Source organism: Microbacterium sp. TW_SC_2, assembly GCF_055361165.1.
Genome location: NZ_CM143952.1, coordinates 242,793 through 257,884, shown reverse-complemented (window position 1 = coordinate 257,884; position 15,092 = coordinate 242,793). Strand labels below are relative to the sequence as shown.

The following is a 15,092-nucleotide window of genomic DNA, read 5'->3' as shown; positions in this document are numbered from 1 at the left end:
TCACCCCTTCACCGCGCCGCCGAGGAGACCTGCGACGAACTGCTTCTGGAAGATCAGGAACAGCAGGAGCAGGGGCAGGGTGGCCAAAAGTGAGCCGAGCATCAGGCCCGAGTAGTCGACGCGGCTCATGCCGATCATCGTGTTCAGCGCGACCGGAACCGTGTAGTTCGCCTCGGTGTTGAGCATGAGAAGCGGCCAGATGAACGCGTTCCACTGGCTGATGAACGTGTAGATCACGAGCGCCGCAATCTGCGGCTTCGCGACCGGCAGCACGATCCGATAGAACGTGCGCAGCTCGCTCGCGCCGTCGATCCTGGCCGCCTCGATCAGGCTCGGTGGGAAGTCGAGGAAGCCCTGGCGCATCAGAAAGATCCCGAACGCGTTCGCCAGGAACGGCAGGATCACGGCCTGATAGGTGTCGATCCACCCCATGCCCGCCATGATCTGGAACAGCGGCACCAGCAGCACCTGCATCGGGATCATCATCGTCACGAGCACGACAGCGAGCAGCACGCCGCGTCCACGGAACCGATAGGTGGCGAGCCCATAGCCGCACATGATGCTGACGATCGAGCTGAAGACCGTGTAGATCACCGCGATCAGGAGGCTGTTGAGCATCACTCGGCTGAACCCGATGCTCTCCTCCAAGCGGGCCAGGTTCTCCCACAGCGCGTCGCCGGGGAGCACCGGGAGCGGAGTGCCGAACAGCTCAGAACTCGGATGGGTGGAGGCGATGACCATCCACAGGAACGGGATGATCGACACCACCGAGGCGGCGATCAGCAGCAGGTAGAGCGGCAGCCGCAGCATGCGCGGACGGGCGCCGCGCTCCCCCGCGCCGAGGCTGCGGGTGTCGCGGCCGGAGGTGACCAGGGTGCGGGTGGTGAGATCTGTCATGGCTTCTCCCTCATGACCCGGAACTGCACGACGGCGATGATCGCGGTGATCAGCACCAGCATCCAGGCGATGGCTGATGCGTAGCCGAAGTCGAACTGTCGGAACCCGACCTTGTACAGGTAGAGCACCGGGGTGAGCGTGGCGTCGTTGGGGCCGCCGCCGGTGAGGATGAAGTTCTCGTCGAACAGCTGCAGGGCGCCGATCGTTGAGGTGATCCCCGTGAAGATCAGCACCGGTCGCAGCTGCGGCAGCACGACGCTCCAGAACGTCTGCCAGCGTCCGGCGCCGTCGACCTTGGCCGCCTCGTAGAGCTCCGGGGGGATCGGCTGCAGGCCGGCGAGGATGATGACCATGTTGTAGCCGGTCCAGCGCCAGGTCACCGCCGCGATCACGGAGACCCGAGCCCACCACTCGTTGTTCAGCCAGTCGATCGGGGCGACGCCGAGAACCCCCAGCATCTGGTTCACGGCGCCGCCGTCGGTGGCGAGCAACACCCGGAACACCACCGCGTACGCGACGAGCGTGGTCACCGCCGGGAGGAACGTGAGAAGGCGGAATCCCGATCGCCAGCGCAGCCACGACTGGTTGAGCAGGTAGGCGAGACCCACGGCGAGCACCATCATCAGCGGCACCTGGACGATGAGGATCAGTCCGGCGTTGAGCAGGCTCTTCGCGATCAGCGGGTCGGAGAACAGCCGCTCGTACTGGCCGAGTCCGACGAAGCTCGTGACGCCGCCCTCGGTGCGGAAAAGGCTCTGCCAGAGCGAGGCACCCAGCGGATAGGCGAAGAAGAACAGGAGCAAGGCGGCAGCCGGCAGCACGAACCAGCGTCCGGCCCTGCCCGGGTCCAACCGTCGACGGCCCGACCCGGGCGAGGTCGCGGAGGCCATGGTTACTCCGCGACCTCTCGACCGGTGGAGGTGGCGAGCTGCGTGGCAGCATCGGCGAGCACGGTGGCGGGGTCGGCGCCGTTCAGCACGGCGGCGGCGACGGCGTTGGCGACGATGTCCGAGGCCTCCGCACTGTCCGAGGTGTAGACGATCGGCGGGATCTGGCCCGTGAGCTCGGCGAAGGTCTCGTAGACCGGCTGACCGCCAAAGTACTCGACCGGCTTCGAGAAGTAGTCCGACTCCAGCGCGGGCAGATACGACGGGAAGAGACCCTCGTTCGTCATCATCGACACCTGGTTGTCGTCATCCGCGAGCACGAAGTCGACGAACGCCGCGGCCAGCTGCGGGTTCTTCGCCTGCGCAGGCACCGCGAGGCCCGATCCTCCGTTGTTCGACGTGCGGGCGCCGCCCTCGTCGAACACCGGGAGCGGGAGCACGGCGTACTCGCCGCTCAGCTCGGGGGCATCGCCCTGGAGCGTGCCGATCCACCAGACCGCGTCTGCGGTCACGGCGGAGTCGCCGTCCTTCGCGGAGGTGACCCGCCCGTCCCATCCGGTGACGTTCTTGATGAGACCGGCCTCGTTCATCTCCTTCAGCATGGTGAGCACGCGCACGGCTTCCGGCGAGTCGAGCGTGATCTCTCCCGCCTCGTTGAACAACCCCTGCCCGAGCTGTTGCAGCAGCATCTGGAAGCCGCCGCCGGCGGAGAGGTCGGTGGACAGCAGCGTGTGTCCGGTCTTCTCCTTGATGACCTTGCCCACCGCGATCAGATCGTCCCAGGTCTCCGCGGCCTCGATGTCGACGCCCGCCTGCTCGATGATGTCGGTGCGGTAGTACAGTGCGACGGTGCCTGAGTCCCACGGGGCGATGCGCAACGAGCCGTCGGCATCCGAGCCCGCCGACCACTTGAACGGGTCGAAGTCGGCCTCGTCGTCGCCCACGATCGGGTTCAGATCGAGCATGCCCTTCGTGAATTGCGTGATGTAGCCGGGGGCCGCATCGGTCTCGATCGTGACGACGTCGGGCAGCCCGGTGCCGGCCTGGAAGCCGACCGACATCTTGTCGTACGCGTTGTCGTATCCCACGTCGATCACCTTCACGGTGGTGCCATCGTGAGCCTTCTCGAAGTCGGCGGCCAGACGCTCGAGCGCGACGGCGCCCACGTCCCAGGACCAGACCGTGATCTCGCCGTCGAGCGTCGCGTCGGGGTCGAGCGCGACCCCGGATCCGCCGTCGGGCACTCCTCCGGCCGCACATCCGGCGAGGCCGACTCCCACTGCCACGAGCGCGACGATTCCGGTGAGCTTCTTCTTCATGACTGACTCCTTCGTCCGTGAGATGAATATTGAATACAAGAGGAGCGTGCACAGCCCCACGGCACTCCGCTACGCGGCGTCAGCTGAGCTGCACCGCGAGGTCGACGAACAGCGCGGCCGACCAGCCGAAGGCGGTGGTGGCGGTGCGGGCCTTCTCGCCCGTCTGCGGATTGAAGTACTCGTGCGGGCCCCCGCCGTGGATCACCATGGCCACGGTCTGCTCACGCACCTCCCGCGCGCGCTCGGGATACCCCGACGTCTCCAGCCCCTCGGCGACGAGCATGCTCGTGTTGACCCACACCGGCCCGCGCCACATGCGCTCCTCCGAGAAATCGGGATCGGAGGCCGCGACGGTCGGCAGTCCCCAGGGCAGGGCGAAGCGCTCGGGGTCGTCGACGGCCTGGCGCAGCGCCGCGGTGATCGGAGCCGGCAACGTGCCCGTGAGCAGCGGCATCAACCCGACGACGGTGTCGCTGAGCTGCGGCTCTCCGCCGCCGAAAGCGAGGAACCGGCTCTGCTCGGGATCCCACATGCGCAGCAGCAGCTCCTGCGTGGTCTCGGCCCGCGCACGCAACCGCGCCACGTCGGCATCCGGTTCGTACTTCTGCAGCAGGGAGGCGAGCTCCCGATCCTGCTGCACGAGGTAGGCACCGAGGTCGGGAGCCGCGGTCGGCAGGGGACCGTCGAAGATCGGGCTGTCGTCGAGCCCGGACGAGTACGGATGCCCGTACTCGGGCATCCCGTCGTGGTCGAGGTCGCTCCCGGCGAACCACCAGTCCTGCGAGCGTACGATGCGAGCCAGCTGCCTGCGTGCATAGTCGGGAGCATCCTCGACCTCGAGCACCTTGCGCAGCGCCCACGCGGCGAGCGGCGGCTTGGTCAGGGGCACCGGCGCACTCGGATCGGCGACCTGCGACCCGGCACGACGCAGGTTCGCGCGGTCGCTCTCGGGGAGGTCGTCACTGGTCGCCAGCACTCCGAGCTCGTGCACGACATCGGGCAGCTGCCCATCGGGCTGCGGGAACCGGAAGGCGATATCGAGCTGCTCACGAGCGAGCTCGGGGTCGCCGTGCCGCAGACCGACGGCGATGAAGTAGGCATCCCATTGCCAGAGACCGACGTAGCCGATCTTCGACGGCACGATCGCCCTGGCATCGCCCAACGACGGCAGTTCGACGATGTTCGCGCCGAGCACCCACCAGCACAACGCCGTCATCTCCTGCAGATCGTCGCGCACGCTCGGGCACTTCGCGAACCAGTCGGCCCAGATCGCCTCGGTCGCGGCGAGCGCTGCGGCGTGGTCTCCGCGCTCCACCGCGACGGCACGATCCGCGGCGACGCGCAGCCGGATGCCGCCGCCGAGCAGATGCTCCTCGACATGACCGTCCGGACGCCGCAGTCGCACCCGAGCCCCCGCCTCTCCCCCGAGGCTCAGCGTCGACGGATCGGCGAAGGTCAACGTCGCGGCAGCAGTGCCGAACGTCACTCGCGCGGGATGCACATCGGTCACCGGGAGCACCTCACCCTCGGCGCCGACCACGGTCAGCGCATCCAGCACCCGGCAGTCCGACAGCCGCCGCTCGTACTCCGAGGTGTGCACGCGCACGCCCTCGCCGTCGTCGGCGCGGAACACCAGCACGCGCGAGCGCGGGAGCGTGAACGGCGCGGACACCAGGTCGAGGCGGCGCCCGGCGAGAGCGGCGGCATCCGCCATCATCGTCCTCCGAGTCCCGAGGCGGCCATGCTGTTGAGGATCTTGCGCTGACCGATCACGAACACGATCAGCATCGGCACGGTCGCGATCGCGGAAGCCGCCATCACGAGTCCGTAGTTGATGGATCCCTGCTGGCCCTCGAAGGCGTTCAGCAGGAGCGGCACCGTGAACAGGTCGGGCGAGTTCAGCAGCACGAGCGGGAACAGGAAGGCGTTCCAGACGTCGAGCGCCACGATGATGCTGAGCGCCGCGAGACCGGGCTTGAGGTTCGGGAGCACGACGCTCCAGAAGATGCGCCAGCGGCCGGCGCCGTCGACGATGGCCGCCTCTTCCAGCTCGCGCGGCAGGGCGAGCACGAACTGCCGCATCAGGAACACCGCGAAGGGGTTCGCCATGATGCCGGGCACGATCAGCGCGAGGTGCGAATCGACCCAGCCGAGGTTCGACATCAGCAGGTAGAACGGGATCAGCGTCACCTGCTTCGGGATCATCTGCGTCGCGAGGAAGACGATGAAGAGCACCTTGCTGCCGCGGAACCGGATCCGCGCGAACGCATATCCCGCCATCGACGCCGTGAGCAGCGTGCCGACCACCACGAGGATCGCGATGTACGCGCTGTTCAGGTACGCCTGACCGAACGGGACCGCGTTCCAGGCCTGCGTGTAGTTCTCGAAAGTCCAGGGATCAGGGAGGAACTGCAGCGGGTTCTTCAGCAGCTGCGGCAGGGTCTTGAACGAGGTCAGCAGCATCCAGACGAATGGGAACACCATTCCGATCCCTGCCATCACGAGCACCACGTGCAGCAGGGTCGAACCGAACCGGCGACGCGCGCGATCGACGGAGGGGCCGCCACGCCCGCGCGAGCGGTATCCGGGCGCGGTGATGGCGATGGTGGAGTCGGTCGCCGGAGCGGGGCCGGTCAGCGGAGGAGTCTGAATGCTCATGCGGGGTCATCCTCGTAGTGGACGAACTTCTTCTGCGCGCCGAACTGCACCGCGGTGATGACGAGCGTCAGCAGCAGCAGGATGATGCTCGCGGCACTCGACGGACCGAACTCGAAGCGCCCGAAGCCCAGATCGAAGATGTGGTAGACGATGGTGCGCGTCGCGTTGTCGGGGCCAGCGTCCTGCACCAGCACGTAGACCGTGTCGAACGTCTGCAGGGAGGAGATGAAGGCGACCACCGACGAGAAGAACACGATCGGGGAGAGCAGCGGCAGGCGGATGCTCGTGAACAGCCTCCAGGGCCCTGCGCCGTCGATGCGGGCGGCCTCGATCACCGAGGGGGAGATGTTCTGCAGCCCGGCGAGGAAGATCACGACGTTGAGGCCCATCGACGACCAGATGGTGACGATGCAGACGGCGAGGAGGGCGAGCTTCGGGTCCTGCAGCCAATCGGGCGGGGTGACCCCGAAGACCTTCGAGATCGTCGTGGACAGCAGTCCGTCGGAGCGGAACATCTGCTGCCAGATCATCGCCACCGCGACCGTGGAGGTCACCACCGGGGCGAAGAAGAGGATCAGGTAGAGCGTGCGCGTCTTGAGCTTCTCGAGCGCGACGGCGACGATCACCGAGAGCCCGAGGCCGATCGGCACCGTGACGATCGCGATGATGAGCGTGTTGAGGATCGCGCGACCGAGGAGCGGGTCGGTCAGCTGATCGGCGAAGTTGGCGAAACCCACCCAGGTGAGGTCGGTCAGACCATCCCAGTCCGCGAAAGCGAGCACCAGGCTGGCGGCGAACGGCAGCACGACGAACAGCCCCATGCCGATCATCTGAGGGCCGACGAAGACGTACCCCCACAGCCGGTCCCGGCGACGCCAGAGCGCCTCCGTGCGCAGGGTCGGGGCGGATGCCGCAGGGGTGACCTGCGGCATCCGCCCGTTCTCGGTGAGAGTGCTCACTCGTTCTACTCCGACCGTTCCTTGACCACGTCGGCGATGGTGTCGAGCGTCTCCTGCGCGTCAGCCTTGCCCTGGTACAGCTTCAGGAACTCGTCGGCGATGGCGGTCGGCAGGCCGGGCACGCGCGCCTCGGCGGGGTAGTCCTCGAAGCCGATGTCGCGCATGTCGAGGAAGGTCTGGGCGTGTGCGGGATAGTCGCCCTCGAGCACGACCTCGTCGGCGCCCTTGATCGATGGGACCGCGTTGCCGCCGCCCTGCAGACGGAAGGTCTGCCCCTCGGCGGAGAGGAATTCGGTCCAGAACGTGAAGGCCGCGTCCTTCACCTTGGTCTTGCCGTTGATCGCGAGGAAGCTGGTCGCCACACCCGTGGGAGCGGCTTCGCCGTCGGGGGTCGGCCACTGCACGATGTCGTAGCTGTCTTGCTCGCCCGTCGCATCGACCGTGCCGATCGTGTAGCGGCCCTGCACGAAGAAGCCGGCCTTGTGCGTGACGAACACACTGTCGGCGCCGGCACCGTCAGGGAGCGTGTCGGCGACGACGAAGGTGCCGTCCTCGAACAGGTCGCCGAGCTGCTGCACCGACTCGACGGTGTCGGCATCCTTGTTCGCGACGAAGGCTCCGGAATCGTCATAGGGAGCATCGAGGCCCTGCGACGAGAACCAGCTCCAGTGCGTCGCCCAGTAGTTCCAGTACATGGTGCCGGTGAGACCCGCGTCGTGGAGCTTCCTGTTCATCTCCAGGAACTTGTCGGTGGTCCACTCGCCGTTCGCGGCCAGGGTCGCGGGGTCCTCGGTGATCCCGGCGGTCGCCAGCGCCTGCTTGTCGTACCAGAACACGTCGGGGTTGGAGTCGTTCGGCGCAGCGTAGACCTCTCCGTCGTTCTCGGCGGCGCCGAAGAGACCGGGGAAGAAGTCGTCCTTCTTGGTCTTGCTGTCCTTCGAGTCCATCAGCTCGCTGAGCGGCATCAGGCGCTTCGAGTCGACGAACTGACCGATCTTGTCGTCACCGACGTAGAACACGTCGGGCGCGGTGTTGCTGGTGAGCTGCGCGAGCAGCTTGGAGTGGTAGTCGCCGTAGTCGGCGACGGGCTGCAGCTTGACGGTGATGTCGGGGTGGCGCTTCATGAAGTCCTTGTTGAACTCCTCGTAGCGGGTGAGCTCGTCGGCCGTGCCCCAGGTGGACCAGACGACCGTGGCCTTGCCGTCGGCATCGACACCCCCTCCGCCTCCTCCACCCCCACCGCTGCACGCGGCGAGTCCGAGTGCCAGAGCGCCGGCGGCACCCAGTGCCAGATACCGCGTCACGTTCGCACGTGCCATCTCGCTACCTCTTTCATCATTGGAAGATCTAGGTGGGATCACCCCTTCGGGCGTACTGGTATTCTGTATACAGAACGCAATCCTGTCAAGGATCACCGGTCCGGGATCGCCCCATCGAGACCATCCCGTGACGTGCCGGTCACCCGTGGCGCAGACTGGATGCATGACCGATTCCGATCCGCACCTGCTCGGCCCCGGACTCCTGCCGACGCCGTTCACCGCCGCCGAGATCCGCGACGCCACCGGAACAGGCACCGTGATCCGGCTTCTGCTGGAAGGCGCGGACGGCCCGATCGCCGAGCACGTCAACCGCTTCCACGACACCGATGACGAGGGAGCGACCCTCGATCGCTGGGCCGCGGAGGACCCCAAGGCCATCGTCTCGAACCGGGTGACCTGGGCCGAGCTGCAGGGCCATGCCGCCTTCGACGCCGGCACCACGAGCGTGTCGACTGTCAGCCTGTCGACACCGCTCGGCGCGCTCACCTGCCGCCGGTACGACACCGACGACGGCATCTTCTGGTTCTCGATCGACCACCCGGGCATGCCCGTGCAGTACGAGTCCGGCGGACTGCGTACGACCGTTCTGAGCATCGGGCGCGACTGACCGAGGCGTCGAGCGGAGAAGTTCCCCGGAACGCGGGCGAGACCGCTCGAACGTCGCCACCCCGGCGTAGGGTCTCAGCATGAGCAGCGCATTCGGAGCATCCCGCGGAGTCGTCCCCTCGTATCTGCTCGCGCGCCTGGCCGAATCGGGTCGTTTCCCGAAGGCCGCAGCCGCCGCGCGACAGACCCTCACCGCGGGACGCCCGCCGTTCCGTGCCCGCCTCGACCTGTCGATCGACGAGAACGGCGACCTCGTGGCGCAGCTCTCCGACGCCCCGCACCGCACGATCAGCGACGCCGGCAACACACAGACCCTGCCGGGCGCCGTGGTGCGCACGGAAGACGACGACCCCGTCGCCGACCCGGCGGTGAACCAGGCCTTCGACGGACTCGGGGCGACCTTCGAGCTGCTGCTCAGCGCGTTCGGCCGCAATTCCCTCGACGACGCCGGCGCTCCTCTCGACGCCACCGTGCACTACGGCGTCGACTACGACAACGCCTTCTGGGACGGCGAGCGCATGGTGTTCGGCGACGGCGACGGCGAGGTGTTCCAGGGCTTCACCTCCTCCACCACCGTGATCGGGCACGAGCTGGCGCACGGCGTCGTGCAGCACACCGCGAACCTCGAGTACCAGGGGCAGCCCGGCGCGCTGAACGAGTCGATCGCCGATGTGTTCGGCGCCCTGACCGAGCAGTACGCCCTGGGCCAGACGGCCGACCAGGCCTCGTGGCTGATCGGTGCGGAGATCTTCACGGATGCCGTCCAGGGCGCGGCGCTGCGCTCGATGATCGCGCCCGGCACGGCGTACGACGACGACGAGCTCGGCAAAGACCCGCAGCCCGCCCACATGAGCGACTTCGTGCGCACCACGGAGGACAACGGCGGGGTGCACATCAACTCCGGCATCCCGAACCGGGCGTTCGCGGTCTTCGCGCTCCACCTGGGCGGCAACGCCTGGGAGACCGCGGGCACCGTCTGGTACCGGGTCCTCACCGGCGGACTCTCGAGCACGGCCACCTTCCGCGAGTTCGCGGAGGCGACGGTCGCCGCGGCCGGCGAGATCGACCAGGCCACCGCCACAGCCGCTCGACGCGCGTGGACGACCGTGGGAGTCTATGAGGATGAGCGAGTCCCCTCGGCCGACTGACGACCACGTCGTCGTCGCGGTGGTGCGCTCGGGAGGCATCGCGGGTGTCCGCCGGGAGTGGCAGGTCGAGGCCGAACCGGCCGCGGCCTCCGAGTGGATCACGCTGATCGAGCGTTGCCCGTGGGATGCCGATGCGGATGCCGCCACCGGCGCCGACCGGTACGTCTGGAGCATCCGCGCCCGCACGCCCTCGGAGCGACGCGAACGCGAACTGCCGGATTCCGCTCTGGCCGGGCCGTGGCTGACGCTCGTGCAGGCGGTTCGGGATGCCCCGCGGTCACGCGATCACCGCGCCGGTCGCGCGACGGAGTAGCCCGTCGCCGCGCACGGGGCGACAATGGTCGCATGGGACTGTTTCAGCATCGCCCGGAAGACGAAGAGAACCAGTGGGCGGGCCTGCCCTCCGAGCCCCTCGAGCAGACCGGGGCCGATGTGCTCGACACCGCACCCGCGGTCGACCCGATGAGCATCGACTTCGGCGGCTCGGTGAGCTCGATCGTGTTCCCCGTCGCCCCGCCGGCGCCCGCCGCCTCGGCGACCGAGGACCGCGAGCCGGACGCCGACCCGGAGACGGACGCGGACTCCGAGCCCGGAGACCGGCCCGAGGCCTGACTCAGCGGGGCGGTCCGGCGCCGTCCGCGCCGGCGCTGTGCCCCGACCCGAGGTCGACGCGCGTGCGCGGCAGCGCTTCCGGGTGCTCGCGCTGCAGCCAGGCCATCATCTTCTCGCGCACCTCGCAGCGCAGCGTCCACTGGTCGTCCGAGTCCTTCGACGACATGACGAAGCGGACCGTGACGAAGCCGCCCTGCGCATCGGTCACCAGGGCGCTCGACGAGCGGCCGTCCCACGCCGGCGATGCCTCGACGATGCGCTGGAACTCGGCGCGCAGCGCGTCCATCGGCACACGCCAGTCGAGGTCCATGAACACGACGCCGAGGATCTTGTCGGAGCGCCGCGTCCACGTCTCGATCGGTGTGGTGGTGAAGTAGCTGCACGGCACGACCAGTCGCCGCTCGTCCCAGATGTAGACGACCACGTAGGACAGGTTGATCTCGCCGACCCGACCCCACTCGCCCTCGACCACGACCACATCGCCGACGCGGATCGCATCGGTGAACGCGACCTGCACCCCCGCGATGAGGTTGCCGAGGATCGACTGCGCCGCGAGACCGGCGATGATGCTGACGATGCCGGCCGAGGCGAGAAGGCTCGTGCCCAGCGCGCGCATCTCGGGGAAGGTGAACAGCACGGCACCGAGGGCGAGCACCGCGATCGTGACCAGCACGAGGCGGTGGATCACCAGCAGCTGCGTGCGGCGGCGGCGCGCCTCGGGCCCGACGAGCAGGGTCTCCTCGCGGGACATCAGCCGCTCGAAGCCGAAGGAGGCGGAGGCGGCGAGCAGCCAGGAGCCGGTGATGATCGTGGCGATCAGGAAGAGGCGTGAGACCGCGGGCCACCAGTCCTGCGCGGCCGGATCCGAGACGGCGCACGCGATCCAGACGGCGACCACCATGGAGGTGGTGATCAGAGCGTTCCGCGCGCGTCGGAACAGGTCGCGCACCCAGCCGAGGCGACGACCGACCAGATTCGTGATCAACGAGAGCAGGATGAGCGCCGCCGAGGCGCACACCAGGGCGATCGCGATCGCCACGATCGTGCCGAGCAAGGAGTCCCATTCGAAGCCGGATGACATCCGTCCACCCTAGGTCGGCCCCGGTGCACCCGTCGAATGCAGGAGTGTCGGGTTGCCGCGCGGGGGCCGGTGCGGCGGCGTCGGCGCCCGCGGCTACGGTGGAGGGATGACGATCACCGCCGCTGCAGACGGCTCCGCGCTGGGCAATCCCGGCCCCAACGGCTGGGCCTGGTACATCGACGACGACAACTGGGGCGCCGGCGGATCGCCGCACGGCACGAACAACCAGGGCGAGCTGCAGGCCGTGCTCGAGCTGCTGAAGGCGACGGCGGGGTCCGACGAGAAGCTGCACATCTGGTGCGACAGCCGGTACGTGATCGACTCGGTGACCAAGTGGATGCCGGGGTGGAAGCGGCGCGGCTGGCGCAAGTCCGACGGCGGCCCCGTGCTCAACCGCGACCTGCTCGAGGGGATCGACGAGGCGATGCGCGGGCGCACCGTGGAGTTCTCCTGGGTCAAGGGGCACGCGGGCGACGATCTGAACGAGGCCGCCGACGAGCGCGCGAACGCCGCAGCGACGGCCTACAAGAACAAGCAGGAGCCTCAGCGCGGGCCCGGGTTCACCCGGGGAGCGGATGCTGGTGCGGCCGAGTCCGGGACGGCAGCGGCATCCGCGACGGCAGGAGCTTCCGCGACGGCGGCGACGGCGACCGTGGAGGCGCCGGCGACGCGCCCCACCCCGCTGTGGGCCGACACGGCCGACCTGCTCGACGGTCTCGACGCCCCGCGCGCGGAGCCGATCGAGGTGCGCCTGGCCCTCTCCGGCGACGAGCATGCGCGGCTCCGTGATCGTGCCGAGGCCCAGGGCATCTCTCTGGACGAAGCCCTCCGTCGCCTCATCTGACCGCGCGTACACTCGCACCATGACCTCTCCTGCTCGCACGATCGGCCGCGTCGCCCTGGGTTCCGCCCTGGTGTTCGCCGGAATCTCGCACCTCACCGTCGCGCGCGACGAGTTCCAGGCGCAGGTGCCCGAGTCGCTGCCGCTCGATCCCGACGTCACGGTGGTCGCCTCGGGCGTGGTCGAGGTCGGACTCGGCGCAGCCCTCCTGTTCGCGCGTCGTCGCCGCAGCCTGGTCGGCACGATCGCGGCGCTGTTCTTCGTCGCCGTGTTCCCGGGCAACATCGCGCAGTGGATGCACCACCGCGACGGCTTCGGGCTCGACAGCGACATGAAGCGCTTCGGGCGCCTGTTCTTCCAGCCGGCACTCGTGGCGCTGGCCCTGTGGTCGACGCGCGAACGACGCCGCTGAACGTCGCCGTGCCCCGCGCGATGACGGGCAGAGTCCGCGCGCGTCCGTAGACTCGGTTGATGGACGGGATGGTGACGCAGCGGTGAAGACGCGTACCGTCTTCGGCCTGCTCCGCCTGAGCGCCGCCGCGCTGTGCCTGGTCGCGCTGATCCACCGGCTCGCCTGGGGCCTGGCGTCCAACACGATCGCGAGCCAGAACTTCTTCGCGTATCTGACGAACCAGTCGAACATCGCCTTCGTGGTGCTGCTCGCCGCCGCGGGGGTACTCGCGCTGCGGCGCGACCGCGATCCGCGGTGGCTCACCGTGGCGCTGGCTCTGGTGCTGACCTGGACGATCACGGCCGGCCTCGTGTTCGCGCTGCTCGTATGGCAGGCGGGTCTGCGCGGCATCCGCATCGACGTGCCGTGGTCTGATCAGGTGCTGCACTTCTGGCTGCCCGCCTGCACCGTGATCGCGTGGGTGCTCGCCCCGGGGCATCGCCGGGTACCGTGGCGCGTGATCCCCGTCACGCTGGCGTATCCCCTGATCTGGGGCGCGTTCACCATGATCCGCGGTCCGCTGATCGGGTGGTACCCGTACTACTTCCTCGACCCGCGGCAGGTGAGCGGACCCGCGGAGTTCCTGCTGTCATCGGGTCTCGCGCTGGTGGTGTTCGCCACCGTCGCGACGGCGCTCGTGGTGATCAGCCGCCTGCCGGAGCCGAAGCTGCTGCAGCCGAAGGAGCCGGCACAGGAGTCCGCGGGCGACGGGCGGGGCGGCAGCGCGGAGACCGGCGACGCGGCCGACGGCGCAGCTGCCGACGACCGTGCGGACGCGGAGGCTGACGGCGTCCCGCGCCGCGGACGGTCGGCAGTCGGGGCCACCCGGGCCTGACCGCCGTGCGAGCGCGGGGCCGCGAGCGCGCGGCCCGAAAACAGCGCGGGGCTCAGGCGTAGACGCGAAGCGACGCGAGCGCCGCGTCGAGCGCATCGGCGTCGTCGAGCGCGGCGAACTCCTCGGCCGCCGTTCCTCCGACGATGCCGACCAGGATGTTCTCGCCGGTGGCCGGTCGCAGATTCACCCACGTGCGGATCAGCGCATCCCCGCCGACCGTGTGCCAGAGCGCGGCATCCGGATCGCCGAACTCCTCGTCGAAGCGCAGCCAGATCGTCTCGATCGCGCCCATCCCGAGGGCCGCGATGGCGCCCCGGTTGGCGAACGGCAGGGCCGGTTCGAACTCGATGCCCTGCTGCTGGAGCACGCCGAGCGGCACGGTGACGACCACGCGATCGAACGACAGCGCCTCGCCGGTGCCGAGCCGCAGGCTGACGCCCGTGTCGTCGTGCGCCAGACCGCTGACCGGAGAGGAGAGGCCGACCTTCACGCCGTCGAGCGCCTGCTCGATGAAGGGGATGAGGCTGTCGCGCGCCGCCTTCTGCGCCCCCGGCTGGAGGGCGGGCGGGAACCAGCTGGAGAGCTGATCGGCATCCGCGCCGACGCGGCTCGTGAGCAGTGCGAGCAGCGCAGCCGTCGCCGGATCCGTGGGGTCGGCGCCGGCCGCCGTCAGCGCAGCCGTGAGAGAGACGTCTTCGACGCCCGCCTGGGCCGTGGTGATCGCGGCTTGCAGCGGCTCCTCGCTCACGGCGTCGATCTCGCCCTCCGCCGAGAGCCACTGCGCTCCGGACAGGTCGACCACGCCGACGTCGCTTCCGCTCAGCCGATCGATCAGCTCGCTGTCGGCCTCGCCGAACAGCCAGGCGCCGAGCTGCACCGGCATCGGCCAGTCATCGCCCGCGGCCGAGTGCACGCGTCCGCCCACGCGATCGCGTGCTTCGAAGACCGTGACCTCCATGCCCTGCTCGACCAGACGTGCGGCGGCGGTCGCTCCGGCGAGCCCGGCACCGATGACCGCGACCCGTTCCCCGCGGTCGGCCTGCTCGCGAAGGTCGGAGGCCACGCGCTCACCCGAGCGGATCGCGCCGCGCATGGTGCCCGGGGCGTCTTCGTCGGTGGCCTCTCCGGCGAAGAACACCCGGTCGTTCACGGGGCTGGCCAGAGTCGTCCGGGTGCCGGCGATCACGCCGACGGGGGTGAAGCTCGCCGCGCCTCGGGAGAAGGCGTCGCTGCCCCATGTGCTGCGCGCATGGGCCGCGGGGACGGGCACGCCGCCTTCGGGCTCGGGGGTGCGCGTCGGCGTGGGGGTGGGCGACGGCCCCGGCGTCGGCTCGGGGGTGCAGGACGCGAGCAGCACCGAGACAGCCCCGGCGCCGGCGCCCAGAAGCAGAGTGCGGCGAGTGATCCTCATCGTCCCGCCACTGTATCCCGCCGCGCGGCGGGGTGCGTGCCCGCGCGCCGGGTCCGGCGTCGTCCGGC

The 15,092-nt window shown here is 69.2% G+C and carries 16 protein-coding genes; 7 read left to right on the top strand and 9 right to left on the bottom strand.

What is annotated here, in order from left to right:
• The 7 genes from ACWA14_RS01295 to ACWA14_RS01265 form a co-directional block, all read right to left on the bottom strand.
• Window positions 1-897: a carbohydrate ABC transporter permease gene (locus ACWA14_RS01295; protein WP_463795640.1), complete on the bottom strand. Its 897-nt coding sequence runs from the start codon at window positions 895-897 to the stop codon at window positions 1-3.
• Complete coding sequence (locus ACWA14_RS01290) at window positions 894-1,787, bottom strand: carbohydrate ABC transporter permease (protein WP_463795639.1); 894 nt, start codon at window positions 1,785-1,787, stop codon at window positions 894-896. The genes ACWA14_RS01295 and ACWA14_RS01290 overlap by 4 nt, the downstream gene beginning before the upstream one ends.
• A 2-nt stretch (window positions 1,788-1,789) precedes the next feature.
• A complete protein-coding gene (locus ACWA14_RS01285; RefSeq protein WP_463795638.1) occupies window positions 1,790-3,103 on the bottom strand; it encodes an ABC transporter substrate-binding protein in 1,314 nt (437 codons plus the stop codon).
• Between the two features lie 79 nt (window positions 3,104-3,182).
• Window positions 3,183-4,817, bottom strand: a complete 1,635-nt coding sequence (locus ACWA14_RS01280) for an amylo-alpha-1,6-glucosidase (protein WP_463795637.1) — start codon at window positions 4,815-4,817, stop codon at window positions 3,183-3,185.
• A complete protein-coding gene (locus tag ACWA14_RS01275) occupies window positions 4,817-5,761 on the bottom strand; it encodes a carbohydrate ABC transporter permease (RefSeq protein WP_463795636.1) in 945 nt (314 codons plus the stop codon). The genes ACWA14_RS01280 and ACWA14_RS01275 overlap by 1 nt, the downstream gene beginning before the upstream one ends.
• Window positions 5,758-6,720, bottom strand: a complete 963-nt coding sequence (locus ACWA14_RS01270; protein ID WP_463795635.1) for a carbohydrate ABC transporter permease — start codon at window positions 6,718-6,720, stop codon at window positions 5,758-5,760. Before ACWA14_RS01270 ends, ACWA14_RS01275 begins: the two co-directional genes overlap by 4 nt.
• Before the next feature lie 5 nt (window positions 6,721-6,725).
• On the bottom strand, window positions 6,726-8,039 hold the full coding sequence (locus ACWA14_RS01265) for an ABC transporter substrate-binding protein (protein ID WP_463795634.1): 1,314 nt from the start codon (window positions 8,037-8,039) through the stop codon (window positions 6,726-6,728).
• Between the two features lie 163 nt (window positions 8,040-8,202).
• Between ACWA14_RS01265 and ACWA14_RS01260 the strand changes: the two genes are divergently transcribed.
• From ACWA14_RS01260 to ACWA14_RS01245, 4 genes are all read left to right on the top strand, one after another.
• On the top strand, window positions 8,203-8,646 hold the full coding sequence (locus ACWA14_RS01260; protein WP_463795633.1) for a hypothetical protein: 444 nt from the start codon (window positions 8,203-8,205) through the stop codon (window positions 8,644-8,646).
• 79 nt (window positions 8,647-8,725) lie between these two features.
• Window positions 8,726-9,793: a M4 family metallopeptidase gene (locus tag ACWA14_RS01255; RefSeq protein ID WP_463795632.1), complete on the top strand. Its 1,068-nt coding sequence runs from the start codon at window positions 8,726-8,728 to the stop codon at window positions 9,791-9,793.
• A complete protein-coding gene (locus ACWA14_RS01250) occupies window positions 9,768-10,106 on the top strand; it encodes a protealysin inhibitor emfourin (protein WP_463795631.1) in 339 nt (112 codons plus the stop codon). The genes ACWA14_RS01255 and ACWA14_RS01250 overlap by 26 nt, the downstream gene beginning before the upstream one ends.
• Before the next feature lie 32 nt (window positions 10,107-10,138).
• A complete protein-coding gene (locus ACWA14_RS01245; protein ID WP_463795630.1) occupies window positions 10,139-10,405 on the top strand; it encodes a hypothetical protein in 267 nt (88 codons plus the stop codon).
• Between the two features lies 1 nt (window position 10,406).
• Here ACWA14_RS01245 and ACWA14_RS01240 read toward each other — a convergent pair whose 3' ends face one another.
• On the bottom strand, window positions 10,407-11,486 hold the full coding sequence (locus ACWA14_RS01240; protein WP_463795629.1) for a mechanosensitive ion channel family protein: 1,080 nt from the start codon (window positions 11,484-11,486) through the stop codon (window positions 10,407-10,409).
• A gap of 106 nt (window positions 11,487-11,592) precedes the next feature.
• Here ACWA14_RS01240 and ACWA14_RS01235 point away from each other — a divergent pair, with 106 nt between their 5' ends.
• From ACWA14_RS01235 to ACWA14_RS01225, 3 genes are all read left to right on the top strand, one after another.
• Window positions 11,593-12,330: a ribonuclease H family protein gene (locus ACWA14_RS01235; protein ID WP_463795628.1), complete on the top strand. Its 738-nt coding sequence runs from the start codon at window positions 11,593-11,595 to the stop codon at window positions 12,328-12,330.
• 19 nt (window positions 12,331-12,349) lie between these two features.
• Window positions 12,350-12,739, top strand: a complete 390-nt coding sequence (locus ACWA14_RS01230) for a DoxX family protein (protein WP_463795627.1) — start codon at window positions 12,350-12,352, stop codon at window positions 12,737-12,739.
• Between the two features lie 82 nt (window positions 12,740-12,821).
• Entirely contained in the window at window positions 12,822-13,613 is a 792-nt protein-coding gene (locus ACWA14_RS01225; protein ID WP_463795626.1) for a Pr6Pr family membrane protein, read from the top strand.
• Between the two features lie 52 nt (window positions 13,614-13,665).
• Here the strand turns inward: ACWA14_RS01225 and ACWA14_RS01220 are convergent, their stop codons facing one another.
• The gene (locus ACWA14_RS01220; RefSeq protein ID WP_463795625.1) at window positions 13,666-15,024 is read right to left on the bottom strand and encodes a flavin monoamine oxidase family protein; all 1,359 of its coding nucleotides are present in this window, start codon (window positions 15,022-15,024) and stop codon (window positions 13,666-13,668) included.
• Window positions 15,025-15,092: the final 68 nt, after the last annotated feature.

Coding starts and splice junctions, on each gene's coding strand:
- ACWA14_RS01295 (WP_463795640.1), bottom strand. CDS start 897: ATGACAGATCTCACCACCCGCACCCTGGTCACCTCCGGCCGCGACACC.
- ACWA14_RS01290 (WP_463795639.1), bottom strand. CDS start 1,787: ATGGCCTCCGCGACCTCGCCCGGGTCGGGCCGTCGACGGTTGGACCCG.
- ACWA14_RS01285 (WP_463795638.1), bottom strand. CDS start 3,103: ATGAAGAAGAAGCTCACCGGAATCGTCGCGCTCGTGGCAGTGGGAGTC.
- ACWA14_RS01280 (WP_463795637.1), bottom strand. CDS start 4,817: ATGGCGGATGCCGCCGCTCTCGCCGGGCGCCGCCTCGACCTGGTGTCC.
- ACWA14_RS01275 (WP_463795636.1), bottom strand. CDS start 5,761: ATGAGCATTCAGACTCCTCCGCTGACCGGCCCCGCTCCGGCGACCGAC.
- ACWA14_RS01265 (WP_463795634.1), bottom strand. CDS start 8,039: ATGGCACGTGCGAACGTGACGCGGTATCTGGCACTGGGTGCCGCCGGC.
- ACWA14_RS01260 (WP_463795633.1), top strand. CDS start 8,203: ATGACCGATTCCGATCCGCACCTGCTCGGCCCCGGACTCCTGCCGACG.
- ACWA14_RS01255 (WP_463795632.1), top strand. CDS start 8,726: ATGAGCAGCGCATTCGGAGCATCCCGCGGAGTCGTCCCCTCGTATCTG.
- ACWA14_RS01250 (WP_463795631.1), top strand. CDS start 9,768: ATGAGCGAGTCCCCTCGGCCGACTGACGACCACGTCGTCGTCGCGGTG.
- ACWA14_RS01245 (WP_463795630.1), top strand. CDS start 10,139: ATGGGACTGTTTCAGCATCGCCCGGAAGACGAAGAGAACCAGTGGGCG.
- ACWA14_RS01240 (WP_463795629.1), bottom strand. CDS start 11,486: ATGTCATCCGGCTTCGAATGGGACTCCTTGCTCGGCACGATCGTGGCG.
- ACWA14_RS01235 (WP_463795628.1), top strand. CDS start 11,593: ATGACGATCACCGCCGCTGCAGACGGCTCCGCGCTGGGCAATCCCGGC.
- ACWA14_RS01230 (WP_463795627.1), top strand. CDS start 12,350: ATGACCTCTCCTGCTCGCACGATCGGCCGCGTCGCCCTGGGTTCCGCC.
- ACWA14_RS01220 (WP_463795625.1), bottom strand. CDS start 15,024: ATGAGGATCACTCGCCGCACTCTGCTTCTGGGCGCCGGCGCCGGGGCT.